General features: G+C 39.2%; 23 protein-coding genes. 10 read left to right on the forward strand and 13 right to left on the reverse strand.

The genetic code is table 11. The annotated features are described in order from the left end of the window. Nucleotides 1–12 precede the first annotated feature (12 nt). The 5 genes from gluQRS to panC all read left to right on the forward strand — a co-directional run bounded on the left by gluQRS (nucleotide 13) and on the right by panC (nucleotide 4,668). Nucleotides 13–909, forward strand: coding sequence for a tRNA glutamyl-Q(34) synthetase GluQRS (gene gluQRS, locus QUE72_RS16585; protein WP_286270231.1), 897 nt, complete (start codon nucleotides 13–15; stop codon nucleotides 907–909). Nucleotides 910–1,087: 178 nt separating this feature from the next. Then, entirely contained in the window at nucleotides 1,088–2,470 is a 1,383-nt protein-coding gene (gene pcnB, locus QUE72_RS16590) for a polynucleotide adenylyltransferase PcnB (RefSeq protein ID WP_083601886.1), read from the forward strand. Between the two features lie 2 nt (nucleotides 2,471–2,472). Then, nucleotides 2,473–2,964 (forward strand): 2-amino-4-hydroxy-6-hydroxymethyldihydropteridine diphosphokinase, encoded by a 492-nt coding sequence (gene folK, locus QUE72_RS16595; RefSeq protein ID WP_286270232.1) that lies wholly within the window; start codon nucleotides 2,473–2,475, stop codon nucleotides 2,962–2,964. Nucleotides 2,965–3,019: 55 nt separating this feature from the next. Then, a complete protein-coding gene (gene panB / locus QUE72_RS16600; RefSeq protein WP_074496431.1) occupies nucleotides 3,020–3,814 on the forward strand; it encodes a 3-methyl-2-oxobutanoate hydroxymethyltransferase in 795 nt (264 codons plus the stop codon). 8 nt (nucleotides 3,815–3,822) lie between these two features. Continuing rightward, nucleotides 3,823–4,668 carry a pantoate--beta-alanine ligase gene (gene panC / locus QUE72_RS16605; protein ID WP_074496430.1) on the forward strand — a complete coding sequence of 282 codons (846 nt, stop codon included), beginning with the start codon at nucleotides 3,823–3,825 and terminating at the stop codon, nucleotides 4,666–4,668. Nucleotides 4,669–4,748: 80 nt separating this feature from the next. Here the strand turns inward: panC and QUE72_RS16610 are convergent, their stop codons facing one another. The 5 genes from QUE72_RS16610 to QUE72_RS16630 all read right to left on the reverse strand — a co-directional run bounded on the left by QUE72_RS16610 (nucleotide 4,749) and on the right by QUE72_RS16630 (nucleotide 9,552). Continuing rightward, complete coding sequence (locus tag QUE72_RS16610; protein ID WP_175573070.1) at nucleotides 4,749–4,898, reverse strand: hypothetical protein; 150 nt, start codon at nucleotides 4,896–4,898, stop codon at nucleotides 4,749–4,751. Nucleotides 4,899–5,081: 183 nt separating this feature from the next. Then, complete coding sequence (gene panP, locus QUE72_RS16615) at nucleotides 5,082–6,719, reverse strand: pyridoxal-dependent aspartate 1-decarboxylase PanP (protein ID WP_074496429.1); 1,638 nt, start codon at nucleotides 6,717–6,719, stop codon at nucleotides 5,082–5,084. 444 nt (nucleotides 6,720–7,163) lie between these two features. Further along, nucleotides 7,164–7,847 carry a tRNA (guanine(46)-N(7))-methyltransferase TrmB gene (gene trmB, locus QUE72_RS16620; protein WP_286270239.1) on the reverse strand — a complete coding sequence of 228 codons (684 nt, stop codon included), beginning with the start codon at nucleotides 7,845–7,847 and terminating at the stop codon, nucleotides 7,164–7,166. Continuing rightward, a complete protein-coding gene (locus QUE72_RS16625) occupies nucleotides 7,847–8,620 on the reverse strand; it encodes an ABC transporter permease (protein ID WP_074496427.1) in 774 nt (257 codons plus the stop codon). Before QUE72_RS16625 ends, trmB begins: the two co-directional genes overlap by 1 nt. Nucleotides 8,621–8,622: 2 nt before the next feature. Then, entirely contained in the window at nucleotides 8,623–9,552 is a 930-nt protein-coding gene (locus tag QUE72_RS16630) for an ABC transporter ATP-binding protein (RefSeq protein WP_074496426.1), read from the reverse strand. 171 nt (nucleotides 9,553–9,723) lie between these two features. Between QUE72_RS16630 and QUE72_RS16635 the strand changes: the two genes are divergently transcribed. The 3 genes from QUE72_RS16635 (at nucleotide 9,724) to QUE72_RS16645 (ending at nucleotide 14,207) form a co-directional block, all read left to right on the forward strand. Beyond that, a complete protein-coding gene (locus QUE72_RS16635) occupies nucleotides 9,724–12,057 on the forward strand; it encodes a S9 family peptidase (RefSeq protein WP_286270241.1) in 2,334 nt (777 codons plus the stop codon). A 265-nt stretch (nucleotides 12,058–12,322) separates the two neighbouring features. Next, nucleotides 12,323–12,637: a DUF4389 domain-containing protein gene (locus tag QUE72_RS16640; RefSeq protein ID WP_074496425.1), complete on the forward strand. Its 315-nt coding sequence runs from the start codon at nucleotides 12,323–12,325 to the stop codon at nucleotides 12,635–12,637. A 136-nt stretch (nucleotides 12,638–12,773) separates the two neighbouring features. Continuing rightward, nucleotides 12,774–14,207, forward strand: coding sequence for a serine hydrolase domain-containing protein (locus QUE72_RS16645; RefSeq protein ID WP_286270242.1), 1,434 nt, complete (start codon nucleotides 12,774–12,776; stop codon nucleotides 14,205–14,207). 54 nt (nucleotides 14,208–14,261) lie between these two features. Here the strand turns inward: QUE72_RS16645 and efp are convergent, their stop codons facing one another. Continuing rightward, complete coding sequence (gene efp, locus QUE72_RS16650) at nucleotides 14,262–14,831, reverse strand: elongation factor P (protein ID WP_074496423.1); 570 nt, start codon at nucleotides 14,829–14,831, stop codon at nucleotides 14,262–14,264. Nucleotides 14,832–14,868: 37 nt separating this feature from the next. Here efp and epmB point away from each other — a divergent pair, with 37 nt between their 5' ends. Both epmB and QUE72_RS16660 read left to right on the forward strand, forming a co-directional pair. Then, nucleotides 14,869–15,885 (forward strand): EF-P beta-lysylation protein EpmB, encoded by a 1,017-nt coding sequence (epmB, locus tag QUE72_RS16655; protein WP_286270243.1) that lies wholly within the window; start codon nucleotides 14,869–14,871, stop codon nucleotides 15,883–15,885. Nucleotides 15,886–15,921: 36 nt separating this feature from the next. Beyond that, the gene (locus tag QUE72_RS16660) at nucleotides 15,922–16,227 is read left to right on the forward strand and encodes a hypothetical protein (protein WP_074496421.1); all 306 of its coding nucleotides are present in this window, start codon (nucleotides 15,922–15,924) and stop codon (nucleotides 16,225–16,227) included. Here QUE72_RS16660 and cobA read toward each other — a convergent pair. From cobA to QUE72_RS16695, 7 genes are all read right to left on the reverse strand, one after another. Then, entirely contained in the window at nucleotides 16,221–17,105 is an 885-nt protein-coding gene (cobA, locus tag QUE72_RS16665; protein ID WP_286270246.1) for a uroporphyrinogen-III C-methyltransferase, read from the reverse strand. The genes QUE72_RS16660 and cobA overlap by 7 nt on opposite strands. Before the next feature lie 9 nt (nucleotides 17,106–17,114). Beyond that, nucleotides 17,115–19,799, reverse strand: a complete 2,685-nt coding sequence (locus tag QUE72_RS16670; protein WP_286270248.1) for a nitrate reductase — start codon at nucleotides 19,797–19,799, stop codon at nucleotides 17,115–17,117. Between the two features lie 27 nt (nucleotides 19,800–19,826). Beyond that, nucleotides 19,827–20,168 carry a nitrite reductase small subunit NirD gene (gene nirD, locus QUE72_RS16675; RefSeq protein ID WP_286270249.1) on the reverse strand — a complete coding sequence of 114 codons (342 nt, stop codon included), beginning with the start codon at nucleotides 20,166–20,168 and terminating at the stop codon, nucleotides 19,827–19,829. Next, nucleotides 20,168–22,714, reverse strand: coding sequence for a nitrite reductase large subunit NirB (gene nirB / locus QUE72_RS16680; protein ID WP_286270251.1), 2,547 nt, complete (start codon nucleotides 22,712–22,714; stop codon nucleotides 20,168–20,170). Before nirB ends, nirD begins: the two co-directional genes overlap by 1 nt. Before the next feature lie 54 nt (nucleotides 22,715–22,768). Beyond that, nucleotides 22,769–22,906: a hypothetical protein gene (locus QUE72_RS16685; protein WP_286270252.1), complete on the reverse strand. Its 138-nt coding sequence runs from the start codon at nucleotides 22,904–22,906 to the stop codon at nucleotides 22,769–22,771. 279 nt (nucleotides 22,907–23,185) lie between these two features. Further along, nucleotides 23,186–24,373: an alginate export family protein gene (locus QUE72_RS16690; RefSeq protein ID WP_286270254.1), complete on the reverse strand. Its 1,188-nt coding sequence runs from the start codon at nucleotides 24,371–24,373 to the stop codon at nucleotides 23,186–23,188. Nucleotides 24,374–24,498: 125 nt separating this feature from the next. After that, a complete protein-coding gene (locus tag QUE72_RS16695; RefSeq protein WP_286270256.1) occupies nucleotides 24,499–25,350 on the reverse strand; it encodes an ABC transporter ATP-binding protein in 852 nt (283 codons plus the stop codon). Between the last annotated feature and the right edge of the window lie 17 nt (nucleotides 25,351–25,367).

Consider the following 25,367-nt stretch of genomic DNA (forward strand, 5'->3'; position numbering starts at 1 on the left):
TCATCTGTAAAGATGAATAACGAAAACACAACAAAGCGACCTAAGCAATATCGAGGTCGCTTTGCACCATCTCCTTCTGGCCTGCTACACTACGGCTCACTTATCACAGCATTAGCAAGTTTCCTTGACGCTAAACACCATCAAGGTCAATGGCTCGTACGCATTGAAGATATTGATCCGCCAAGAGAGCAGGCAGGCGCTAGTGATATAATTTTAGAAACCTTGCTAGCCTTTGGTCTTCAGTGGGATGAAGACGTAATGTTTCAAAGCCAGCAGTATTCGCGGTATAACCAGATAATTTCATCGTTAAAGCAACACTCTCTTGCTTATCATTGTCAATGTACTCGTGCTCAAATCAAATCTATCGGAGGCATATACCAAGGGCATTGCCGACACTTAAACCTAACCGAACCACAAAGTGCGATCCGCGTAAAAAACCAGCCTAAAATTGCCCATTATGATGATATTTTCCAAGGTAGAGTATCTTGTAATACCTCACTGGCTGCAGAAGATTTTATTATCAAAAGACGGGATGGACTATACGCTTATCAACTAGCTGTTGTCGCAGACGATATTGAGCAAGAAATCACTCACGTGATCCGGGGCTGTGACTTACTAGAGCCAACCGCCAGACAATTAAGTTTTTTTAAAATATTGGATGAAGCAACCCCGCAGTATGGCCATATACCTTTAGCCGTCACTGAATTGGGCTATAAATTAAGTAAGCAAAATAAAGCACCGGCCATTGACCGCAATGATCCTGAATCCAGCTTAATAAATGCCTTATCATTTTTAGGACAACAACCACCAGCATTACTTCAAACTGCTGATGTTAAAACGATTATCAGTTGGGCTATCGAAAATTGGCAGCGCGAACTTGTGGCTAAAACTCGCGAGATCACTATCTAATTTTCTTATCGTTTCTGCGTTATTCCAATCAAATATCTATTATAACCGCAGTTGCCTGTATTTTTTTCATTCTCTTTTTAGCCCTACTGTTATATGATCGCGGCGCTCTTTTTTAGTTTTGAGGTTGTTAAGTATCAAACGCGTTATCAATTTGTGTAAGAAGGTATTCGGCCAATCTATGCGTGAAAAAAATTCCAACAGTTCAATCAGTGCAGTAAGCACCGATGGCCCGCAAATTTTGACCAGAGATCAACACCCTGTCTCTCGTCAATATATCAGTTCTAATGCGCTAAAAGTACTTTATCGCCTGAATAAATCAGGCTTTGATGCATACTTAGTGGGTGGTGGAGTTCGAGACATAATGCTTGGTTTAACGCCAAAAGATTTTGATATTGCCACTAATGCGACACCTGAACAAATTAAAGGATTATTTAGAAACTGTCGTTTAATTGGTCGTCGTTTTCGACTTGCCCACATTGTTTTCGGTAGAGATGTGATTGAAGTTGCTACTTTTCGTGGTCATCACGACAACCCTCAACAAGCACAGAATTGCGGGAAAACATCAAAGCAAAGTGAACATGGAATGCTACTGCGTGACAATATCTATGGCTCGATTGAAGAAGACGCTGAACGTCGTGATTTTACCATTAACGCACTTTATTATTCGATAGCTGATTTTAAAGTGTACGATTTTGCCAATGGTGCCAAGGATATTTCTCAACGAAAAATTCGTTTAATCGGCGATCCAGAAACGCGTTACCGCGAAGATCCTGTGCGAATGTTACGAGCCATTCGCTTTGCCACAAAGCTCGACATGGATATCAGTAAAGAAACTGAAGCACCTATTGTTTCATCGGCGCCATTATTAGAAAACATTCCACCAGCACGTTTATTTGAAGAATTTTTGAAGCTATTTTTGTCGGGTAAAGCCGTTGAAAATTACACGATGCTACGTCAATACGCTTTGTTTCGTTACTTTTTCCCTGTCGTAGAAGAGGCCTTAGTTAATCAATCGCTACCTTATTTATCTCCATTTATCACGCAAGCTCTTACCAATACAGATGACAGAATTAATAACGAAAAGCGCGTAACACCCGCTTTTCTTTTCGCAGCAATGCTTTGGTATCCAATTCAGCAACAAATAAAAGCGCTTAAACAAACATCATCACTTACACCACAAGATGCATTTTTTGCCGCTTATGGCGAAATAATGGGCCGTCAACAGCAGAGTATCGCAATCCCCAAACGTTTTCAGTCAGTTATAAAAGACATTTTAATTTTACAAGATAAGCTCGCTCGACGTGAAGGCAAAAAAGCGTTTCGTACCTTTGAACATCAAAAATTTCGAGCTGGTTACGACTTTCTATTATTGCGCCACCAAGTGGAGTCTGCACAAGGGTGTGATGATTTAGCAGAGCTTGTTAATTGGTGGACTGAGTTTCAACAACGTAACTACGATACTCAACAGCAAATGGTAAAAACACTTGGCCGAAGTAAACCAGGTGCCAGACGTTCTCCAAGAAAACGTCGTCGTCCTCGTACGAATAACTCTCAGGACTGATCATGGCAATTTGTTATATTGGCTTAGGTAGCAATTTATCTAATCCGCAACGACAAATACAACTTGCTGTTCAATGTATCAGAGCGCATACAGGTATCACTCAAATAGCGCTTTCAGCACTTTATTGTAGTCAACCGATGGGGCCACAAGACCAGCCTGACTATATGAACGCAGTCATGGCTATTAATACTAAACTCACCCCCATTGAATTACTTGATGCATTACAAGCTATTGAGCAGCAAGCTGGCCGTGTCAGAAAAGGCGAACGTTGGGGAGCACGAGTGCTTGATTTAGATATTCTGCTTTATGATCAAGAAATAATAAACACTCCTCGCCTCACCGTCCCCCATTACGGAATGAAACAGCGAGAATTTGTGTTAATCCCACTAGCAGAGATAGCACCTAAACTGACACTACCTTGTAATAGTAACGTGTCAACCCTGGCCGAGAGCATCGATAAAAACGCACTAACAATTCACAGCCAACTCAGTTAAAATCGCTGCAAGAAAATCAATTTATCGCACAAATAACTGTGTTTTGGATCTTTTTATGACAAAGATAACAACCTCAGTGTTGCAAAAAATGAAGCAACAAGGTGAAAAAATAGCGACAATCACTGCATATGACGCTAGTTTTGCTAAATTATTCGATCAAGCAGGTATTCACGCCATTTTAATTGGTGACTCACTAGGTATGGTTTTACAAGGCCAAGATGACACCTTACCTGTTGATGTTGACCATATGGCTTATCATACGCAATGCGTGAAACGCGGTGTTGAAAATACACTGATCATCAGCGATCTACCTTTTATGAGTTACGCAACAAAAGAGCAAGCATTCACTAATGCAGCTACTTTGATGCAAGCTGGTGCAAGTATGATTAAAATTGAAGGCGGTCTTTGGTTAGCTGACACCATTTCCGGTCTTGTTGAACGTGGGATACCCGTGTGTGCTCACCTTGGTTTAACACCTCAATCAGTTAATGTCTTTGGCGGATTTAAAGTACAAGGACGTGACGATAGCAAAGCACAAGAAATGATCGAGCATGCAAAAGCACTAGAAGCCGCTGGCGCTCAATTATTAGTATTAGAATGTATTCCTGCTTCGTTAGGTAAAGCCATTTCCGAGGCGATTGATATTCCAACTATCGGTATTGGTGCAGGAAAAGATACCGACGGCCAAATCCTTGTTATGCATGATGCCTTAGGTATTTCATGTAGTTATATGCCTAAATTTTCAAGAAACTTTCTTATCGACACTGGCGACATTAAAAAAGCTATCGAGTTATATATAAGTGAAGTGCAAAAAGAAAACTTCCCAGGTGATGAACACATTTTTAAGTAGGCGGAATAATGATCACCCTTAACGATATTTCTAGTTTAAGAGAAACCATAAACCAGTGGCGACAACAAGGTTTCAAAATTGCCTTTGTACCTACAATGGGTAATTTGCATGCAGGTCATATTGCATTGATCACAGAAGCCCATAAACACGCAGATAAAGTCGTTGCGAGTATCTTTGTTAATCCTATGCAATTCGGTCAGAATGAAGATATTGCTAATTACCCCAGAACGTTGCGAGCAGATCAACAACAACTTGAAGCCGCCAAAACTGATCTACTTTTCACGCCAACACCCGAAATTGTATACCCAAAAGGCCTTGATAAACAAACCTTTATTGAGGTTCCGCAAGTTTCTGAAGGTTACTGTGGAGAAAGTCGTCCAGGTCATTTTCGTGGCGTAGCAACAGTCGTTTGTAAGCTGTTTAACCTTGTGCAACCTGACGTAGCCTGTTTTGGCTTAAAAGATTATCAACAGGTACAAGTCATTCAAACCATGGTTGAAGATTTATCCATGCCAATCGATATTATTCCGGTAGCAACAGTAAGAGAAGCAAGTGGTTTAGCATTAAGTTCACGTAATGGATATTTAACTGAAGAGGAGTTAAAAATTGCGCCTGCACTTAGTCAAAACATTCAGTGGCTTGCTGAGAAAATAAAACAAGATACCGACTTTATTGGTTTAGCAAAGCAAGCGACTAATTTCATTAATAATGCTGGACTAAAAACCGATTACATCCATATTTGTCATGCGAAAACATTACAGCCAGCAAGCGAAGATGATAAAAACTTAGTTATTTTAGCCGCTGCGCACTGTGGTAAAGCACGCTTAATTGATAATTTGCAAGTCAACCTGTAACTCAACAACAAAGATTACATAATAAAAAAGGCCAACAGTGGTTTTTCACTGCTGGCCTTTCAAACGTGTGTTAGTTGATTTTATTCGTATGAACGTTCAAGCCACATAAGTTGACTCTTCAAATCTTCAATTTCTTTTTGTGCATCAACAAGTTGCTGCTCAATAGATTTATCTTCGATAGTACGCTCATCAATCATTTCTGGCATATTACTGTCCTCTTTATACATCATACAGCCCTCAAAAATGTAATCATAGGTGTAATATTACACCTTAACTTTCATTTTGTAAAACAATCGAAAGAAAAACATTTCGGTTAGAAAGCAAAAGAGTGTAAATTTTAGGCAACAGTCACGAAAAATTTCGATAAGATTCAAGAATCAAGCAATGTTAATTACAATAACATTGCTTCATACTTATAGGTTTTGTGATAAAGCGACCAACTTGGGTAAAAAGTGGCTGCTCTCTTGAGCTAATTCTACTTGTTCCTCTAGAACATCTTTTAGAATCTCTTTTGAAGTAAGTGGATTTGCCAACACAACACGGAAGACTAATGTTTTCCTGCCGTGATATTTTTTCACCTCGATACGCGTACGAGACACAAAAGACTTGCCGTTCTCACGTTGCCTTTTCTGAATGAATTTAGTGAGCTTATCCAATAGATTATTGACGTTAGTAAGCGTGTTTTCATCCGCTTTAGACAATAACTGCTGAACAGAGGCTGGATTATAACGATAGGTTAATAAACATAGTTCAGGTTCTGTTACTAATTCAAAGTCAGGATGTTTATCAATAATATCAGCAAAATATTTTGCCTTCTCAATACCCTGGTTAATCAGCATTTCATAGCCTGGGCGACTAATAATGTGCAAACTTGCATAAACGAGCATCGCCATACCCGGCCTTGAGCCTTCTAATGTATGCGCACCCAAGTCTTTTGAACCTTTACGTAAAATATATTCAGCATGATGCTCAATTGAAGCGACTGACGCAGGATTACGAAAAACAACTAAGCCTGCCCCCATAGGTACATACATTTGTTTATGCGCATCAATAGTGACTGAATCAGCACGCTCAATGCCGTTTAACAAACCTCTGTGTTTACTTGAAAGTAAGGTAGCGCCACCCCAAGCAGCATCAACATGAAAATGACATTGGTATTCATTCGCCACATCTGCTAATTCGTGGAGCGGATCAATATTACCCGTTTCTGTCGTGCCAGCAACGCCGACGATACTTAAAATACGAATATTTTTTGCGGTAAGCTCTTGGCACTTTTCTCTGAGCTTTTGCGGGTCCATTTTATTATGTTCATCGGTTGGTATAGCAACAACGCTGTCTTGACCAATACCTAACACATCAGCTGATTTTTTCAGCGAGTAATGACCTCGTTTAGAAACCAAAATGGCTAAGCCGTCGTACTGATAATGCTTTAATGCATTGAATAAACCTTCTCGTGCGACTCCTTTAAAAGAACCATCTGCTCGTAACAGATTATTGCGAGCCACCCAAAGTGCTGTGATATTGGCCACTGTGCCGCCTGAACAAAATGCGCCTAATGAATGGTTTGCACTGTGCATCCATTGCTGATAAAAATTTTCTTCAAATTGGTACACCAACCGATGCATCATACCTAATACTTGACGCTCTAACGGTGTAAAAGCTTTTGAGGTTTCAATTTTGACCAGGTTCTGGTTTAACCCCACCATCAATTTTGAAAGGGGTAAAATAAAATAAGGCAATGCAGAGGTCATGTGACCAATAAAACTAGGGCTTGAGGTATGAACAGATTGTGACACCAACTTTTCGAGTAAGTGGTGCATGTGATCAGAAACAAATGCAGGTTGCTCTGGAATTTTAGAGCAATCAAAATCTTTTTCTATTTCTGTAAGTGCAGTTTCTTTTGCAGCTATATGTGAACCAAGAAATCCAGCAAGGTTTTGCGAGATCTCTTGTTCTATTCGCCCTAAGGTTGAGTCAGGTGCTTCTGGAATAGTAAAAATACGTAGTAATGACTCTTCTGTCGCATTTGCCGCACGTTTGTTTGTTGTCATAAATAGCACTAACTAATTATTGTCATTAACCCGATACTAATGACCCTTCATAGGTGCGGCACTGTAATAAAATTTAGATCAAATGTCTTGCTTTTTTCACGATTAACACTATTTTGCTAACGAAGTGTTAGCCAATTAATGTTGCTAAGTAAACAAAACCAAGTTCCACTATTGCTAAACTACTTAATGCCATCATAAGTACATTTTTTTTGATATTGTGAGTCATTTTCATTTCCTCTATTAAAATTGACTGATGCTTATCTATAAACAAATATCAGACCAATATTGATATACCATTGTTTTATCTGCATTTTTCCTATAAAACAATGATTACCACTATGATTAATAGTAGTTACAAAAACAATAAAATGGTAATTTTAACCAACAATTTTTAAAAAATTGACCAACAATAAAGTACTCACGTAATTTCGCTATCAGCCCATACTAGAAAATATCTAGCTGCCAGCAAGTTTGTCCACTCGCTTGGTACTTAGCTTCAAACGGTGTCAATGCAGGGCTATTTTCCACTTTGCAAATATCACCAGTACGATTAGTTAGCTTAGCCGCAATTAAAAACTCTTCGAGATATAAACGCCAATTACTACGTAAAATAAGGCGTTCGCCTATTGAAATGATTTCAGGGAACACAGCACTACCATGCCATCGACGCTGAATATGCTTACTTTTAGGCCATGGGTTAGGATAAAGAATATAATGCTGGTTTACTTGCCATTTTTCTTGGGCCACTAAACGATAAAAATCATTAAGATCAGCACGTAACAGTAGGTAGTTATTCACCCCTTGCGTATCGGTACGTTCAATCAACTCTTCATCATTACGCTCTATGCGATGCGCCGATTTATCAACCCCAATAACTAAAGCATTAGGGTTGTTTTTCGCCAATAAACGAGTACTTTGGCCAACGCCGCAACATGAATCGAGGATCACCTCTCCTTGGTGTGCTTTGACGCGTTCATTTGCAACATTAAATGCTTCTAACGTATGTTGTTGAAACGGTTTTTTTGAACGATGTGCTAAATGCTTTTCAACGATTTCTGTCAGTTTCTCGTGAATCCCCGTTTGGTTAGTCACAATAACTTTTGAGTCTCCTAATTGCGTTTCATCCATCAGCTTCTTAATCCAATACCTTTAGTGATCAAATACATGGCAATGGCATATAAACCAATAATAAACGCACCTAGCACACTAAACGCCACTGGTAAGCTGACATCAGAAATACCTAAAAATCCATAGCGGAAAGCATTAACCATATAGACAATGGGGTTGATTTTTGACACGCCTTGCCAAAAATCAGGTAATAAACTTATCGAATAGAATACCCCACCTAAATACGTTAGCGGCGTTAATACAAAGGTAGGAATGATAGAAATATCGTCAAAACTACCTGCAAATACGGCATTAATCAAACCACCTAAAGCAAAGGTTGCTGACGTAAGTGCGACTGTGGCAATGATCACCCATACATTATGAATTTGGATCTGAGTAAAAAACATCGCGATGATTGTAACAATTAAGCCCACTAATATACCACGAGCCATACCACCGCCAACATAACCAGCAACGATGACCCAATTAGGTACAGGAGCGACGAGCATCTCTTCGACATTGCGTTGCCATTTGGCGCTAAAAAACGAAGATGCCACATTAGAATAGGAATTAGTTATAACGCTCATCATAATCAAACCAGGTACGATAAACGACATATAATCAAAGCCGCCCATTTGACCAATTCTTGAACCGATTAACGAACCAAAAATAACAAAATACAAACTGATGGTAATGGCAGGTGGCACTAATGTTTGCACCCAAATACGCATAAAGCGATGAGTTTCTTTATGTAAAATACTTTTTAAGGCAACCATATTTCTGGTAGATGACATGCTTACGCTTCCTCCGCTTTTTCGCCTGTTCCAACAAGGCTGACAAACAGCTCTTCTAATCGGTTGCTTTTATTTCTCATACTGATCACATCAATGTTTTGCTCGCTCAATTGTGCAAATACATCATTAATTCGTTGTGATTTTTTCACATCAACCTCTACGGTATGATCATCAATAACCCGATAACAAAATCCGTTGAGTACAGGGACATTACTGTTAGGCTTGAGGTCTAAAATAAACGTTTCTAAATCTAGCTTTGCCAATAACGATTTCATATCTGTATTTTCAACAATAACGCCTGAATCAATAATTGCGATATTGCGGCACAACATCTCAGCCTCTTCTAGGTAATGTGTCGTTAAGATAATGGTAATACCTTGCTTATTTAACTCGCGAAGGAAGTCCCACATAGAACGTCTTAACTCAATATCGACACCCGCTGTAGGTTCATCTAAAATCAGCATTTGGGGTTCATGCATCAATGCACGAGCAATCATTAAGCGTCGCTTCATACCACCTGAGAGCATACGCGCTGCATTATCTCTTTTCTCCCATAAATCTAATTGCTTTAGATACTTTTCAGCTCGCTGATGAGCTGTTTCTCGATCTACGCCATAATAGCCAGCTTGATTTACTAATATTTTCGTTAAACTTTCAAACTGATTAAAATTAAACTCTTGTGGCACTAAACCAATATGACTTTTTGCCGTTTCTAGTGCCTGATCAATATCATAGCCAAAAACTTTTACTTTTCCTGCAGATTTATTCACTAAAGAAGTTATCACACCGATTGTAGTGGATTTACCCGCACCATTTGGGCCGAGTAACGCGAAAAAATCCCCACTTTCAACGGAAAGATCTATCCCTTTTAACGCTTGAAAGCCACCTTTGTAGGTTTTCTTGAGATCTGAGATTTCGAGTGCTTTGGTCATATCGATTTCAAAATTAAAACAAATAATGATTATAAGTGAGGCAATAATGCACGAAATTCAAGCGTGTAAATAAAATAAAATTCACCTTTGCGCTAGAATAATAACGGTGACTTATTGCCTTTGAATTGTATACAATTTAAAGTAACGGTGTTATCCATGAGGAATATCACAATGCAATTAACAACAATTAAGCAACTACTTATAGGTGCGGCGCTCACCACAGCGATTGTGGCCTGCCAATCAACAGACAGTAAGCCTAATGAACAGGCAAAGAATAATCTCGCTAAAGAAGAGAACACATTAACACTAAAGCGAATTTATCAAGATTACGAATTTAGCTCAGATAGAATCGGGCGCATTCGTTGGTTAGCTGACAACAGCGGCTATACCGCTATTGAAAAATCAGCCGCTAGTAAAAAAGATAAAAAAGGAAAGTCAATTTCAGTTGGCAAAGATATCGTTATCTATAACCCTCAAACGCTGGATCGTGAAGTACTAGTAAGCGCTCAGCAGTTAACACCTGAAGGAAAAGATTCTCCACTTTCAATTCATAATTACATTTGGTCAGAAGATCGCAAGCAATTATTAATTTATACCAATAGTAAACGCGTTTGGCGCTCTAATAGTCGTGGTGACTATTGGGTTCTAGACCTTGCAACAAATAAACTAGTGCAATTAGGCGGAAAAAGCGCAAAGCCAAGCAGTTTAATGTTTGCAAAATTTTCTCCAGATGGCACACGCGTAGCCTATGTACGTGAAGATAACGTGTACATTGAAAACTTATCAACCAACAACATTACTCAATTAACTGATGATGCAGGAAACGGTATTATCAACGGTTTATTTGATTGGGTGTATGAAGAAGAATTCTCGATTCGCGATGGTTTTCGCTGGAGCCCAGATGGTAGCAAAATTGCTTTTTGGCAATTAGATACCACTGGCAGTAAAGACTTCATCATGATCAACAACACCGACGAACTTTACCCTACCATCACAAAATTTCCTTATCCTAAAGTGGGCGAAACAAATTCACTCGCAAAAATAGGTATTGTTGATTTATCCACTAAAGAAACTATCTTTCCAGATTTGCCGTTTAATTCACGTAATATGTATATTCCTCGCATGAATTGGGCAGGTAACGGCAAAGAAATACTGATCCAACACGTGAATCGCAAGCAAGATACTAATCGCTTATATCTTGCGAACAGCACGAGTGGTCAATTAACCCGCATTATGACCGAGCAAGAAGAAACCTTCCTCGATTTTTATGATGATGCTCACTGGTTAAATGATGGCAACTACTTTATCTGGACAAGTGAACGTAGTGGCTGGCGTGATCTATACCGCATTTCAAGAGACGGTAAAGAAGTAATTAATTTAACGCCTGGTGATTTCGATGTGACTGCATTCGGCTCAATACAAGCCATTGATGAACAAGGTGGTTGGGTATACTTTACCGCATCAATAGGCAATACCTCTGAACGCTATTTATATCGTAGTAAACTTGATGGTAGTGTTGTCAATCAACGTTTAACACCTAATACTTTTGCAGGTGTAAATTATTATCAAATGTCACCAAATGGCCAATGGGCTGTGCATAGTTATTCCGCGTTTGATAAGCCAACGCAAAAACGCTTAGTGTCGATTGAAGGGCACCAAGAAAAGCACATGTTAATGAGCAACAAAAAGCTTGTTAACAAGTTAGCAAAATTGAATAAGCCCAGTCATGAATTTTTTCAAGTAAAAGCCAGAGACGGTGTTGTGCTTGACGGTTACATTATGCGCCCAGCTGATTTTGATCCAACTAAAAAGTATCCCATTATTTTCTACGTGTACAGCGAACCTGCTGGTCAAACGGTGCAAAATAGATGGCGAGGAAGTTCATACTTATGGGACAGCTATATGACGGAGCAAGGCTATATTATTGCTTCTATTGATAGTCGTGGCGCACAAACACCTAAAGGGCGCGAATGGCGTAAATCAATTTACGGTGCTGTAGGCATTCTTGCTTCACGCGATCAAGCTGACGCTTTAGACGCCATGGCAAAACGTTGGAATTACATAGATACAAATCGTGTGGGTATTTGGGGGCATTCGGGCGGCGGCTCAATGACATTAAATATGTTATTCCGTTACCCTGAAAAATATCATGTAGGTGTTTCATTAGCGCCGGTACCTGATCAAAAGCTATACGATTCTATTTATCAAGAACGTTACTCTGGGTTATTGCCTGACTATGAAGAAGGTTACAAGCAAGGTTCTCCCATCACGCATGCAAAGAATCTAGAAGGTAATTTATTACTTGTACATGGTACGGGTGATGACAATGTGCATTATCAAGGTGCTGAACGCCTAATCAACGAATTGGTAAAACATAATAAGCAATTTGACTTTATGTCTTACCCTAACCGCAGCCACGGTATTTATGAAGGTGAAGGTACAACACTGCATCTAAATACGATGAAAACACAATATTTCAATCGTCATTTAAAAAATAAACAGTAAAACTGCATTGTACTGAAGCATCAAAAACCTGCCAATTGGCAGGTTTTTTTATAACTTTTAAAAACAATACAAAGTGGCAAATTAAACCTAAGAATAGTAAAAACCACTATTACCTCTTCTGCAAAAAATAACTTAACCCATTGTTAATATTTACTTTATATTTTATGGTCACACTTTTGCTTATATTGAGCATCAATAATCAATTAACGGCGATGTTCACTATTTCTCATTGCGGTTATGCTTTATTTTAGCAGTAGAGGATATTATGAGAGAAATTAATTCGACAGAGAAAAAGAACTGGTTAAGTGCAAGTACATGGTTACGTGGTTTATTCATGCTGCTATTTGGTTTTATTGCAGGTTTTACCCGTTTTATTATCACCTTAATTGCCATATTCCAATTTTTATCACTACTGGCAACAGGTCGAGGAAACACTCATCTTAAAAGCTTTGGTGAAAGCTTAAATAACTATATTTATCATATTAACCAGTTTTTAACGCTTAATACCGATAAATACCCATTCCCTTTAAGTAGTTGGCCAGAAGAAAAACCACATTACCGTTACACGCCTAGAGATTAAAACAGCACGGAAACCATCGCTAATTATTTTATTGGTTAGCAATGGTTTCAATATAATTACCTATCGAGTTTACGCTATGTACCTGCAAATAGTAAATCGTATCATACCAACCATAATATTTTTGCTGTTCAGCCAAGTGTCAAATGCTAACAGTTACCAGCAAAAGTTTGATCGCTTTCTTATTAACACGATCGACACATTGGATCTTAAAAGCTCTTTATCTGTAGCAGTTGTAAAAGATGGTACAGTCATTTACCAAAATACACACGGCTACGCCAATATTGCCAAACAAGAAAAAGCGACTGCTAACACACTCTATTATATCGCATCTATTACGAAGCCGATATTTTCACTTGCAATACAAAGAGTATTGTCGCAATCAAAGTACAGTTTACATACCACGCTTAAAGAAATGTTCCCTGAAGTTAATTTCCAAACTGAAATAAAGGCAGAACATATCACAATAAAAGATTTACTCGCACATACTTCTGGATTATCAGATCAATATTTAACAACAGCCGTATCACTCACAGGCATACATAATCCAACGCTAAAATTAACCATGCTGACACATTTAACTATTAATGAAGAAAACCCACTTGGTCAGTTTGACTATACAAATTTAGGGTACAACATTATCAGTTTGTGGTACGAAAAAACCTTCTATCATCCCTGGCAAACTGTCGTTAAACAGCATGTACTAACACCGATGAACATGCTCAGTACAACAGGCTTTAAAAGTGAAGCTTTACAAAATAACGAACAGATTGCCAAACCCTATACTTACTTTTCATTATCGCCTCAAAAAGCGCTTTATTTAGAGAAGCAAGACAATACCTTACATGCAGCTGGAGGTATCTATTCGACAATAAGTGACATGGCAACGTTTCTTATTCATCAACTCAGCGCGAAGCAAATATCTTCATTATCCAAAAGTATACATTTCACCCAGAAACCAATCGTGGCACTCGACAGTGCACGAGGTGACTTTAAACGTACTCACTACGGATTAGGATGGTATATCGGTCCATACAAGCAACATAAAACCTATCATCATTTTGGCAGTTTTGATGGTTATCGGCCGCATCTATCTTTTATGCCAGAACAAGGCATTGGATTGGTTATTTTAAATAACGAAGGTATGTTAAACGATAAACTAACAGATGTTATTGCCGATTATATTTATGGCTCTCTATTAAAGGAAAATGCTATAGAACAAACAGCAGCCGCACGTTTAGCTAAACTCGCAAACATGGCAAAAAAATACCGCACAGTCTATGTGAAAAAAGAACAAGGTTACCTAGAAAAACCACTCGCTTTAACACTTGATAAAAAAACTTTTACAGGTACTTATGCGCACCCACTTGCAGGTGAAGTTAATATTTCGCTAAACGATGAAAAGTATTTCGTGACTTGGGGTAATCTACACGCAACCGCCACAGCTTTTAAGCAGCCAGATATATTACGTATAAAATTAAGACCAACCCGTGGGCAGCTCATTAGGTTTGATATTGAGCAACACGGTATTAGCGCGCTAACGCTAGACGGGATTACATTTAACAAACAATAGCGCAAAAAAAAGCCTTGCTTAGCAAGGCTTACTTAAACGAAACAATAAAACGCGTTATTTACCTGCGCGTGAAACATATTCACCCGTGCGGGTATCGACTTTTACTACTTCACCAATTTGCACAAACAGTGGAACGCGTACAACAGCGCCCGTTGATAATGTAGCAGGTTTACCGCCAGTACCAGCAGTATCACCTTTTAAACCTGGGTCAGTTTCGGTAATTTCTAACTCAACAAAATTAGGTGGTGTTACCGAAATTGGCGTGCCATTCCAGAACGTTATCGTACATAAATCACCTTCCGATAACCATTTTATATTATCGCCTACCGCTTTTTCGTCAGCAGCAACTTGCTCAAAGGTGTCATTATTCATAAAATGCCAGAATTCGCCATCGGCATATAAATAACCGAGTTCTGAATCCATTACATCAGCACCTTCGACAGAATCACCTGATTTAAAGGTTTTTTCTAGCACTTTGCCAGAGATTAACTTACGGATTTTTACACGGTTAAATGCTTGGCCTTTACCCGGCTTAACGATTTCATTTTCTAAAATGTTACAAGGTTCGCCGTCGATCATTAATTTAAGACCGGCTTTAAATTGGTTAGTACTGAATGAAGCCATAAATACTCGCTTTACTTTCGAGAGATTGAAATTATAAATGCCGCAAATAATACCTTATATTCACGATAATTTGCACACTTCTTGGCAAAAAGAGTTAGCAGCCGTTGTGACAGACCCGAGTGAACTGTTAAAAATGCTTGATATTGACCCAAATGCTTACCAAGATCACTTTTCAGCGCGTAAGCTATTCCCCGTGCGTGTACCCAAACCTTTTATTGCGCGAATGATAAAAGGCGACATTGATGATCCACTACTAAAACAAGTAATGCCATTGTCGGACGAATTTATTGAAACCACAGGATTCAGTACCGACCCGCTAGCAGAACATGACACTGTCGCTGAAGGGTTATTACATAAATATAAACACCGTGTGCTTATGATAGTGAAAGCGGGCTGTGCGATTAATTGTCGTTATTGTTTCCGTCGTCATTTTCCTTATGCTGATAACAGCCCGAATAAACAGCGTTGGCAGCAAGCACTTGACTACATCGCAGATCATCAAGAAATTAATGAGGTGATCTTTAGCGGTGGTGACCCTTTAATGGCTAATGATCAACACTTGCATTGGTTGATAACAGAAATAGAAGGTATCTCACATGTAAAGCGATTACGAATCCACAGTAGATTACCCGTAGTAATTCCCCAACGGATCACACCTGAGTTGGTGAATATGCTCGCAAACACTCGACTTAAAAGCACCCTTGTGTTTCATATCAATCATCCAAATGAAATAGATGAACAATTTGCAAACGCCATTGAGCCCTTGCGGCAAGCTAGAATACCGCTGTTCAATCAAAGTGTTTTATTAAAAGGAGTTAACGACGAAGTAAACACCTTATGCCACCTTAGTGAACAACTCTTTGATCATGGCATTCAACCTTATTACTTACATTTGTTCGATAAGGTACAAGGTGTCGCGCATTTTGATATTGACAATCAGCAAGCTCAAACATTAGTCGCAGAGATGATGGCTATCTTGCCTGGCTTTTTAATGCCTAAAGTAGTGAGAGAAATTGCAGGTGAAGCTAACAAAACCCCCATAAAGCTGGCATAATAGCCGCCATTATTTTGAACAAACTATGAATGTGCTATGAGTGAAGCTGTTAGTAAACAATTGGTAGACAATATTTCAATTATTTTAAAAAAATCGTTGGCGGCAGATGCCACACTAACGGATTTGCGTGAAAAAAAGATGGCAAATTTTGAAAATATTTTTACCAAAGATGCCGGCTTTAACGCCAATGCCAATACTTTTCAACCCTATGTAGAAGAAGTTGCTGACGACTTATTAAAGTGGCAACAAACTCAAGATCAACAGTTACTTATTATGTTAGTCAAAAAAATAGAACAACTGTTTAATGTCTTAGGTAATTTTGAAAATACCTACCGTCAGTAAACAAGTGTATTCACATGTGAATTGAGTTCAATTAGCGGTTTGATGTTGGCCCGGTGGTTAACAACTTCACCAACTACTATTAGTGCTGGACCATTAAAACAAGATATCTCTTGTTGATTTGTTATTCCGTTAATTGTACTACAACACACTTGCTGATCTTTCTCTGTACCTTTATCAATAACGGCTATTGGGGTGTCTTTATCCATGCCATGCTCTATTAATTGTTGGCAAATCATGGCTATTTTATTTAATCCCATATAAAACACTAATGTGCCTGTTTCCTTTGCTAGTAGCTGCCAGTCGCAGTCTTGTTCAGCATTCTGACGATGTGCAGTCACAAATTTAACCGATGCTGCACATTCACGGTGCGTTAATGGGATACCTGATGAAGCAGCACAGCCATTTGCTGCGGAAATACCTGGAATGATCTGATAAGCAATATGTTCAATATCTAACACTTGGGTTTCTTCTGCTAATCGACCAAAAACCGATGGATCTCCCCCCTTCAATCTGACGACATGTAACCCTTGATTAGCATAACTTACCAACAGCCGACATATTTCTGCTTGACTCATTGAATGATAACCACAACGTTTTCCCACAAATACCCGCTTAACGTTAGCTGGGATCATCTGATTAATATCAGCGCTCACCAACCAATCGATCAACACCACATCAGCAGAATTAAAGGCTTTAATGGCTTTTAATGTCAATAGATCAGGGTCGCCACTTCCAGCTCCAACGAAAAATACGGCACCTTCGTTATCCGCTTTAGTTTTATGTGTGAAAGCGTGATTATGTTGCCATCGATTAGTCTGCCAATAACTTGCAAACTTTTTAGTGAATAACGATAACTGCTGAATAGATCTAACCAACATATCAACCTCTTATGCTAACTGTTTAATTGGAATTTCAAGTTGGTGTTCGTCAAGCAAAGCTTGCAATTCGGGTTTACACGAACCGCAATTAGTACCGCATCTTAACGCGTTACCTAGCGCTCCAACAGATTGACAACCCTGTTCTATTGCTGAGATAACTTCACCTTTACTAACTGAGAAACAACTGCATACTTTACGTGTAGCTTCTGCATCTTCAGGTGATTGCTTTGTTAGTAATGATTGAATTTGTTCGACGGTTAATTTTTTCTGTTCAAAGAGTTGATCAATCCATGGCTGACTGATAACAGGTGCAGTTGTGCTGAAATAACCAGCTATTTTTATTTGCCCTTCTTGCAAACAAATAAATTGAAATTGTTTACCGCCTTGCTGACTTTGGCAGATCCACTCACCTGCAATCTCAATCGATTGCTGAAGTGATTCGAAACTAATTAACGACTGCGAAGCTAATTGCCAATAATCACTATGTTTCAAGACGGTTTTTAACCAATATTCACTCGTTATATTTATGGCATTGTTAACATATATTTCCCCAAAGCTTTGATAGTCAATCGCTTCAATATTCACTCCGACATGTTTAGATTCTGGTTGGCCCGAAATAGGATCAACGACACCTTGAAAAAGTGTTGCAACCGTTGCATTAGCCGCAAACTGTTTGTTCCAATGGATAGGTATAAACACTTGACCTTTACGCATAGCACTAGACAGTTTTACAGCAACCTCAATACTACCTTGCGCTGAGCTTACTTTAACGATCTGATCATCCTTTAACGCTAATAATGCACCATCTTGGTGACTGACATAAACATAGGGCTTAGACGTATGCTCATTTAAAGGTGCAGCAATGCTTGTACGTGTCATGGTATGCCACTGATCACGTAATCGTCCTGTATTCAGTACCCATGGAAATTCATGATTAGTTTGTTGTTTTGGAAGTGAAGGCATTACAGGATAAAACTTCGCATTAAAATCATCGCTAACATATCGGCCATCGTTAAAGATCTGCCCCCCCCCTTGAGGATTTTCTGTGGTTACTGGCCACTGAATAGGCATCATATTATTATATTGAGCTATCGTTAATTGCCCTAGCCCCGAGATATCAAATAATCTGCGATTTTTCGCTTGATTATCTACTCCGGTTAATTGTGCAAATTCGGTAAAAATTTCTTGCTGATGTTGATAATTAAATCCGTCAAAGCCCATCGCTTTGGCAACATCGCAAATGATTCGCCAATCATGCCTAGCCTGCCCAGAAGCAACTTGACTTGCACGTTGTCTCGACATTCGCCTTTCTGAGTTGGTCACTATTCCGTCTTTTTCTCCCCAACCTGTGGCTGGCAACTTTACCTCAGCAAACTCAAGGGTATCGTTGTATGCAACACAATCAGAAACAACAACAAAGTCACATTGTGACAATGCTTGTTTTATTTTTGTTGTATTAGGCAAACTAACCGCAGGGTTTGTTGCCATAATCCACACTGCTTTTATTTTTTTATCGGCGATTTGGTCAAACATATCAACGGCTTTAGCACCTTGCTTTACCGCTATCGTGGGTGACTGCCAAAACTGTTGTACCAATGACTGATGGGTACTATTTTCAATATCGAGATGAGCGGTTAATTGATTAGCCAAACCACCCACTTCTCGACCACCCATGGCGTTAGGTTGTCCAGTGATAGAAAATGGCCCACAACCCTCCCGCCCTATTTTTCCGGTCGCAAGGTGAGCATTAATAATACTATGACACTTATCTACCCCAGAAGATGATTGATTTATTCCCATAGAATACATTGACACCGCGTTGTTGTGGGTGGCAAACCATTGATAGAACTGTTCAATAAGAGCTATATCCAATTCACAATACTTAGCAACTGTTGCTAACGGCCACTCATTCGCTACCTTTAACGTTTCCTCAAAACCAGTAGTATGCTGAGCGATATAATCAGTATTTAATTGTTTTTCATTCGCTAAATAACATAATAAACCATTATAAAGTGCGCCATCAGTTCCAGGTTTAATCGGCATAAACAAATCAGCACCTGACGATGTTGGCGTTTCACGAGGATCAATAACGACAAGTTTAACCTCAGGGTTAATCTGCCTTGCGCGTTCAATGCGTTGATATAACACAGGATGAGTCCATGCTGCATTTGAACCAATGAGAATGAGCAAGTCCGTTTGCTCTAAATCACGGTATGAACATGGCACAATATCTTCACCAAATGCGCGTTTATACGCTGAAACCGCTGAAGACATACACAAACGAGAATTAGTATCTATGTTTCCGCTCCCGATATAGCCCTTCATTAGTTTGTTCGCGACATAATAATCTTCAGTTAATAACTGCCCCGAGACATAAAAAGCTATAGCGTCACGACCATATTTAGCGATAATTTCTGTAAACTTATCTGCAACCGTTTGAATGGCTTCTGACCAACTTACTTGGTGTCCTGATACTTCTGGTGTAAGTAAGCGAGTACTTTCGTCTAACGTATCAATCAAATGCGTACCTTTAACGCATAAGCGGCCAAAATTAGCAGGATGATCTTCACTACCATTAATACCTGTTGCTTTACCGTCGGTTACTGTTACATCCACGCCACAACCAACCCCACAATAGGCACATGTAGAGCGTACTAAACTTGCAGGTGGCGTTTCACCTTTGCTTTTAAACATGTAAATACTCTTTATATCGGCTTAGCATTATTCACGAAAAATTTGTACGTATCCTTCAGCAATACGAGTTTTAAAACACGTCACTGCTGCTTCTTCTTGGATACATTTCCCAGTTCTTAATGAATACTGTTGCTTATACAGAGGACTTGCGACAATGGGTTCTCCATTTTGACAGCCAACAATTCCTCGATACAGCACGTTGGCACTGCCAATAGGATCATAATTGGTAATAGCAAAAACCCGTTCAGGTTGTGACGGTAAACTAAATAGCGCTACTTGTTGATTATCATTGATTAAGGCACAAACGCCTGCATTATCAATCAAATCATCAGGCTTACATACATTGATCCATTGTTCATTGGTCGTCATTACAAGACCTCCACGACGATTACTTGGTTAGATTTTTCAGCTGCAGTTGCGGGACGAATTTGATCTCGCTCAGTGACAAATTGAATGTTTTCGTCGCTTTCATCAGAGTTAACAAATTGTTTAAAACGCTTTAAGGCTTCTGGATTTTTTAAGGTTGTCGTCCACTCACACTGATATTTACCAATAATCTCTGTCATGTGCTGTTCTAATGATTGGCAAACACCTATGTGATCTTCGATCACGACTTGCTGTAAGTAAGCTAATCCCCCCTCTAAATTTTCTAACCAAACCGAAGTGCGTTGTAAACGCTCGGCAGTTTGGATATAAAAAGCTAAAATACGGTCAATGTATTGAATTAGCGTAGAATCATCTAGGTCGGTAGCAAATAAGTCAGCATGTCTAGGCTTCATACCTCCATTTCCGCACACATATAGATTCCAACCTTTATCTGTGGCGATAATACCTATATCTTTGCTTTGTGCCTCGGCACATTCACGTGTACAGCCTGACACGGCAAATTTTAATTTATGAGGCGCGCGGATTCCTTTGTATCGATTTTCAATCGCAATCGCCATTGACACACTGTCTTGCACACCAAAGCGACACCAAGTACTTCCCACACAAGATTTTACAGTTCTGACTGATTTACCATAAGCGTGACCTGTTTCTAAGCCAGCTTCTATTAAGGTTTTCCAGATCTCTGGTAACTGTTCAACGCGCGCGCCAAACAAGTCAATTCGTTGTCCCCCGGTAATTTTGGTGTATAGTTTATATTGCTGTGCTACCTCGCCGATTTTAATCAACTTTTCTGGCGTTATCTCGCCACCTGGTATACGCGGAACGACTGAGTAGGTACCATCTTTTTGCATATTGGCCAAGAAGTTATCGTTTGTATCTTGTAAAGCAAGATGCTCGTTAGCCAAGATATAGTCATTCCATACTGACGCTAAAATTGAGCCCGCTGTGGGTTTACAAATTTCACACCCCAAGCCTTGCCCATGTTTAGCCAACAATTCATCGAATGAACGAATTTTTTCAATTTTTACAATATCGAACAACTCACGTCTAGAATAAGCGAAATGCTGACAAATATCTTTTTTAACCTCAACTCCTCTACTTTCCAGCTCACTATCAACCACACTTTTTAGCAATGCTGCACAACCACCACAGCCACTACTTGCTTTCGTACATGATTTAACATCTGCAACCGTGCAAGAGCCTTGATCAATAGCTTGGGTAATATCGCCTTTGGTGACATTCAAACAAGAACAAATAGTGGCGGTATCAGGTAATGCGTCTGCGCCTAAAGTCGGCTTATTTTCAGCCATAGGTAGTATTAACGTTTCTGGTGACTCAGGTAAAGAAATGTCATTTAACTTATATTGAAGTAATGTATCGTATTCATTAGTGTCACCAATCAAAACCGCACCGAGCAAGCTTTGATGATCTTCACTTACGACTATTTTTTTATAAATACCCGCAGGTTGATTAACATAGGTATAGCATTGAGCGCCTTCAGTTTTAGCATGTGCATCACCGATTGACCCAACATCTACGCTCATGAGCTTTAATTTAGTGCTCATATCAGCACCCGAAAATTGGCTAGCGTCTGGCAAAGCAAGAATATGCTGTGCTGCGGTTTTTGCCATACTATAGCCTGGGGCGACAAGGCCGTATATCATCTGATTAAATAAAGCACATTCACCAATTGCGTAGATATCTGGATCTGAAGTCTGACAATGGTGATTAATCGTCACACCACCTCGTTCTCCAACCGTTAACAGACAGTCGCGCGCAAGTTGATCATGCGGACGTATACCCGCAGAAAACAGGATCATGTCGGTTTCTAGCACGGTTTCATCTGAAAAAATCAATTTATAGCGACAAGTTTCTCCACGTGAAATTGATGAGGTTGCTTTTGAGGTATGTACTGAAACACCTAACGCTTCAATTTTTTCTCTTAGCACCTGTCCACCACCTGCATCCACTTGTACCGCCATTAGTTGCGGTGCAAATTCAACAACGTGAGTCTTAAGACCTAGCTGTTTTAATGCATTCGCAGCTTCCAACCCTAGAAGGCCGCCACCGATCACTACACCCACTTCACTGGTACTTGCCGACTTTTCAATCGCGAGTAAATCTTCAATCGTGCGGTACACTAAGCAATGTGGTTGTTCTCCTCCAGGGATCGGTGGCACAAAAGGATAAGATCCTGTTGCAAGGATCAACTTGTCATAACAAAACGATTCACCAACATGTGTTGAAATAGATTTATTTTCTCTATCTATATCAATAACCTTTGCATTGGTACGATAATTCACTTGCCAGCTATCGTACGTACCTTCATCAGTTAATGCTAAACCTTGCGCTGACTTACCAGCAAAAAACTCTGATAAATGAACTCGATCATAAGCTAAACGACTTTCAGCGGATAACACAGTAATATCGATTTTCACGTCATGCTGTTGTAATTCGATAAGCTGTTCAACACAGTGGTGTCCCACCATACCGTTTCCCACGATAACGACCCTACATTGTTTAGACATGTTGTTTCCTTATTATTATATTTTCCTACCTAATGTCCCCTAAAAAAAACCTCGTTATTTATCTTCTGAAATGTCATCAATAAATCGTGGTTTTTGCACGGTATTCTTATCATTGGTAAGCAAGCTAATTGTGCGTAAAATTGGTTGTTCTACAGTTAGTAAAGCAACCGTAATGCCAACAATTATTAACAAGTGTTTTCAATCACTTATAAGAAAACACTCTTTTTTTGTACCGGGCTTTGCACCTGTGTGAGCAAAATTCGCACTAATTAGGGGCGAGCCATTGATTTGAAAGGGGTTGACGTTAATTTTAGCCGTTAAAGTAGAATCGGTTGAAATCACGCAATAGCTATTAAATGAGATATGAAAAAGAAGTGGCAACAGAATCACCAAGATGATCCTGTTTAGTGTTACAAATAGGCGTTTTTTTGTACGAGATAGTTGTTAATCGTTTAACAATTTTTGATAGGCTTAGAAAGAAGCACTTAGCCAAAGCCATAATTTATCCGTATCGACTTTGCCGATAGTATTATTTCCGGCTGAATAAGCAGCAAATTTAATTCCAACAGAATATGTTTTACTGAGTTTTTTCACGTAAGAAATATTCAGTTCGTCACCTAAGTCATCATCAATATTGTTGGCATTATCAGCAGTAAAGTTGTGGAAAACAAGCGCCCACTTTCCTTGAAACATAGTTCCATTAAACGAAATATATTGATCACGTAAGCCAGCAGAAGGAGTAGCTAAAAATTGATCTGTCCAACCATTAAAAGCGTGTAATGTTGCCAAAGGAGTCGAGAAAGCAAACTCACCCTCATCGCTACTTAATACTTCAATACCACCTTTCATCGTTACACCCTGAATTGTCGCACCAAGTTCTGCAAAGTGATAATCAACAGAAAATTGCTTATCCGCTTTATCTGCATGTTGTTTTGCATATTCAATACGGTATAACCAAGCAATATCATTAAATGATTTTTTACCCACCAAGCGCACACCATTAGTCGTCAGTGTATCTGTTATTTCTTCATCTGTATCCAGTAAGTATGAGTAACCAGAAAGCTTACCAAGTTTGCTGTTAATACTCACATTAAAAAGGTGATCTTGTGCTTTATTATCTTTTTGCGCAGCAAAAATACGATTACGCTGAGTTAAATATGCATACTTTACTTCTATGTTATCAGTTGCTTGATAGCCAACAGATGCAGCATCAAATGTTTGTTTGTCTTGGCGCCAACCTACATGCCCAACAAAACGTTGATTGTCTAAAGCGATCACTTGCCGTCCAAGTTTTATAGTCACACCTTTATTTTGGTATTGCACATAAGCTTGATCGACTTCTGTGGTGTTTGGATCCGCAACGACTGAATATTGCGTGCCATACCCATTCGTATCGTTATAGTGATCAAGCCCAACATCACGAGAATCTGCAAATTCAATAAAGCCAGAAAAATGTTGATATTGCGGGGTTTGTAGTCGTAATTGGGTACGTAACGTTAACGCATCTGCATTTTTCAACAAGTTATCTTGTGAAACAGACTCGTAGCGCAAACGAAAATCAAAACTTGCATCCACTGACTCACCCGCCATAACTGGTAACGTAAGCAACGTTAAGCTCACGGATGAAAACAGTGCCAATGATAAAGTAGTGCCTTTCATAAAGGTTCCTTAAACAGAGAATATTGAATTGATACCCTCCCGTAATATGCAGTTTGCTGCTGTTTATACGAATAGGTATTACAAAATGTTATTCAAAATAATATCGCTAACAATCTTTGGCTTTATTACGCTACATCAACCTTTTTGTTCTTTGTCGCATTTTGTTGCTTTTTTTGGCCGTGATTTAAAGGTTCAACTTTGCGTTGTTTTTCATATAAGAAAGTTAATACCGCTGATCTTAAACGGTTGTACTCCACATCTTGAGCCAGCGACAACCTATCTCTAGGTTTAGGTAAATCGACTTCTAGCACTTCACCAATGGTTGCTGCAGGTCCATTAGTCATCATGATAATGCGATCTGAAAGTAAAACAGCTTCATCAACATCATGGGTGATCATGATCACGGTATTATTTAGCTCATCTTGAATATCCATCAAGGAATCTTGCATATGGGCACGCGTTAGCGCATCAAGTGCACCAAATGGTTCGTCCATCAGTAATACTTCAGGTTTCATTGCCAACGCACGTGCAATACCAACACGTTGTTTCATACCACCCGAAATTTCATCTGGTCGTTTGTGCATAGCATGCTCCATATGCACTAATTTAAGATTGTGTTCTATCCACTCTTTACGTTCTGGCGTAGTAAACGTTCTTTTGAATACTTGATCTACGGCTAATTCAACATTTTGGTAGGCCGTAAGCCATGGTAATAACGAATGATTTTGAAACACCACCGCACGTTCTGGGCCAGGCTCGATAACTTCCTTATTATTCAATAGTACGCCACCCTTTGTTGCTTGATGTATACCAGCAACAATATTTAATACTGTTGATTTACCACAGCCTGAATGACCAATTAGGGAGATAAATTCACCCTTTTTGATTTGTAAGTCGACCTCTTTTAAGGCAGTAAAGTCACCACTCGGTGTTGGAAACACCATGTCTATTTTACTAATGTTTAATAATGTACTCATGTTGCAACTCCTTTGTC

Source organism: Thalassotalea hakodatensis (genome assembly GCF_030295995.1).
Lineage (GTDB): Bacteria > Pseudomonadota > Gammaproteobacteria > Enterobacterales > Alteromonadaceae > Thalassotalea_C > Thalassotalea_C hakodatensis.

Coding starts and splice junctions, on each gene's coding strand:
- nirD (WP_286270249.1), bottom strand. CDS start 20,168: ATGACGACCAATGAACAATGGATCAATGTATGTAAGCCTGATGATTTG.
- QUE72_RS16610 (WP_175573070.1), bottom strand. CDS start 4,898: ATGATGTATAAAGAGGACAGTAATATGCCAGAAATGATTGATGAGCGT.
- QUE72_RS16635 (WP_286270241.1), top strand. CDS start 9,724: ATGCAATTAACAACAATTAAGCAACTACTTATAGGTGCGGCGCTCACC.
- gluQRS (WP_286270231.1), top strand. CDS start 13: ATGAATAACGAAAACACAACAAAGCGACCTAAGCAATATCGAGGTCGC.
- QUE72_RS16640 (WP_074496425.1), top strand. CDS start 12,323: ATGAGAGAAATTAATTCGACAGAGAAAAAGAACTGGTTAAGTGCAAGT.
- folK (WP_286270232.1), top strand. CDS start 2,473: ATGGCAATTTGTTATATTGGCTTAGGTAGCAATTTATCTAATCCGCAA.
- QUE72_RS16695 (WP_286270256.1), bottom strand. CDS start 25,350: ATGAGTACATTATTAAACATTAGTAAAATAGACATGGTGTTTCCAACA.
- trmB (WP_286270239.1), bottom strand. CDS start 7,847: ATGGATGAAACGCAATTAGGAGACTCAAAAGTTATTGTGACTAACCAA.
- cobA (WP_286270246.1), bottom strand. CDS start 17,105: ATGTTGGTTAGATCTATTCAGCAGTTATCGTTATTCACTAAAAAGTTT.
- panC (WP_074496430.1), top strand. CDS start 3,823: ATGATCACCCTTAACGATATTTCTAGTTTAAGAGAAACCATAAACCAG.
- nirB (WP_286270251.1), bottom strand. CDS start 22,714: ATGTCTAAACAATGTAGGGTCGTTATCGTGGGAAACGGTATGGTGGGA.
- efp (WP_074496423.1), bottom strand. CDS start 14,831: ATGGCTTCATTCAGTACTAACCAATTTAAAGCCGGTCTTAAATTAATG.
- QUE72_RS16625 (WP_074496427.1), bottom strand. CDS start 8,620: ATGTCATCTACCAGAAATATGGTTGCCTTAAAAAGTATTTTACATAAA.
- pcnB (WP_083601886.1), top strand. CDS start 1,088: ATGCGTGAAAAAAATTCCAACAGTTCAATCAGTGCAGTAAGCACCGAT.
- epmB (WP_286270243.1), top strand. CDS start 14,869: ATGCCGCAAATAATACCTTATATTCACGATAATTTGCACACTTCTTGG.
- panP (WP_074496429.1), bottom strand. CDS start 6,719: ATGACAACAAACAAACGTGCGGCAAATGCGACAGAAGAGTCATTACTA.
- QUE72_RS16690 (WP_286270254.1), bottom strand. CDS start 24,373: ATGAAAGGCACTACTTTATCATTGGCACTGTTTTCATCCGTGAGCTTA.
- QUE72_RS16630 (WP_074496426.1), bottom strand. CDS start 9,552: ATGACCAAAGCACTCGAAATCTCAGATCTCAAGAAAACCTACAAAGGT.
- QUE72_RS16660 (WP_074496421.1), top strand. CDS start 15,922: ATGAGTGAAGCTGTTAGTAAACAATTGGTAGACAATATTTCAATTATT.
- panB (WP_074496431.1), top strand. CDS start 3,020: ATGACAAAGATAACAACCTCAGTGTTGCAAAAAATGAAGCAACAAGGT.
- QUE72_RS16670 (WP_286270248.1), bottom strand. CDS start 19,799: ATGTTTAAAAGCAAAGGTGAAACGCCACCTGCAAGTTTAGTACGCTCT.